Origin of the sequence: Vibrio sp. 10N.247.311.12, from assembly GCF_041467515.1 — a bacterium.
GTDB lineage: Bacteria > Pseudomonadota > Gammaproteobacteria > Enterobacterales > Vibrionaceae > Vibrio > Vibrio crassostreae_C.
Map to the genome: position 1 here is coordinate 1 of NZ_JBFSUV010000098.1, position 1,684 is coordinate 1,684.

At 39.6% G+C, this 1,684-nt stretch carries 1 protein-coding gene; it reads right to left on the minus strand.

Annotated features, from left to right (window positions below; all coding sequences use genetic code 11):
• Positions 1 to 398 precede the first annotated feature (398 nt).
• The gene (locus AB6E30_RS22450; protein WP_017060180.1) at positions 399 to 794 is read right to left on the minus strand and encodes a DUF2391 family protein; all 396 of its coding nucleotides are present in this window, start codon (positions 792 to 794) and stop codon (positions 399 to 401) included.
• Positions 795 to 1,684: the final 890 nt, after the last annotated feature.

The following is a 1,684-nucleotide window of genomic DNA, read 5'->3' on the forward strand; positions in this document are numbered from 1 at the left end:
AACGGCGGACTGTTAATCCGTATGTCGCAAGTTCAAGTCTTGCAAGGGGAGCCAATTAAAAGAAGCCGCATCATTGATGCGGCTTTTTTGCATCTAAAGATCCTAACTTATTAATACAACTACCCTCACCTTTCAAATACCGTATTCAATTCAGAAACCAACCGTTTTTATATCCTTCCAAAGCTACAAATCTTCGCTACTTAATGCTCTTCAAAATCTCCCAACAACAAACGACACATTCACGTAAGAGTCAGTCACAGTACGTTGCTACTCATTTTATTGACTAGGAGATCGGTTGAAAAAATCAATACTAAGTTTGGAGGTAAGAAAGCTAAATAACGAATCAAGTAAGCGCTGAAAAGCTCTGTAAGACACTTCAATCCAAATTAATACACAGATTACTCTTTATCAAAACTATCCACTACAATAGCGCCCATAGAGGCTGGCATTGAAATAACAATCACTCTTTTGATCGATACGACGGGATCACTCAATAGAGGTAATTTGTCCAGGCAAGTCAGTACCAAAGCAACGACCAATGCCGTCATAACATAAGCAATCACTATTCTGAAAATAAACACCGGCAACCGAGCAACAACATCTTTTTGAAAGACACTCTCATACGTATAGAAGCCTAAGAACACCGCAGACAGTAAAAATAGCAGCAATAGATTAGCGGTAGGTAAAGTCTCCCCTAACTTCCAAGCCTCTTCAGAAAAAGAAATCGGCACGGCCAAGGCAAAAGATCCCACAAAGATCTGGCTCGCATCTTCAAAGTTAAAACTCAATTTCATAATTCGACCCATTAGGTTTAAGGCTTTATCCAGCTCTTAAAATAATCACAAAACTATCCGCCGATGGTTTCGGGGATTTTCTATTCTTACTAAGCAAACAGTAGTGACCTTCTAGCTCATCTTAGTCGCAATAACCAAAACATAACTTGAACTAACCAACAAGAAATCAATATGTTCAGAGCTAAGTGGTCAAACAACTAATTCATATCGAGTCAACAAGCACATCAGAATCGAAGACAGACCGGTAAACATCCTAAAATACCATCCTCTAGAACCAGAGAACATCGCAATCAGTTGGGGGATGAACCTCACTGCACGTGTAGGCACGGATACGAGGGATGCTTTATTTCTTATCTTATATATCCCTTAAGCACAACTTTGGAGCGCAACCTAACAACTCTCACCTTTCAAGCTGAATCTACTCCGCTTCCATCCTTTGAAATGCTTCGAACAAAGCGCTTGATGCTATCGAGAGTGGTTTAAGCTGAATGTATAACAAGAGCTATTAAGTCGACTCATTAAGGGCTATAGCGCTCTTAGCAGAAGCCTCCATGATAGAGCCCTAATTACACGTATCCTATAGATTCACAGATAGAGCAGAAGTCAGATTTCGTAGCCGAAAGGCTGTTAACTAATACTGAGAGCCGCTCACTTAATAAAGGAAACATCTACAGCGCGTATGGCTCGAGTATCTGAATGCTAAACTTAAAGCTATATACGTTTGAAATAATGCTCGAGTCACCTCACAGCTGGAATCAGAAATAATGTAGTCGTAATCATGAGTTGGTTTGAGGAACACCTAACACCAATTAAAGTAAAAATGTGGTCTAATTAGGATTGATGAATTATTGTGAAATTTAGCCATGGATAGCCTTAATAACACTGACTTC

Bases quoted from the DNA above. Each gene is read 5' to 3' on its own strand.
- AB6E30_RS22450 (WP_017060180.1), bottom strand. From the start codon at position 794: ATGAAATTGAGTTTTAACTTTGAAGATGCGAGCCAGATCTTTGTGGGA.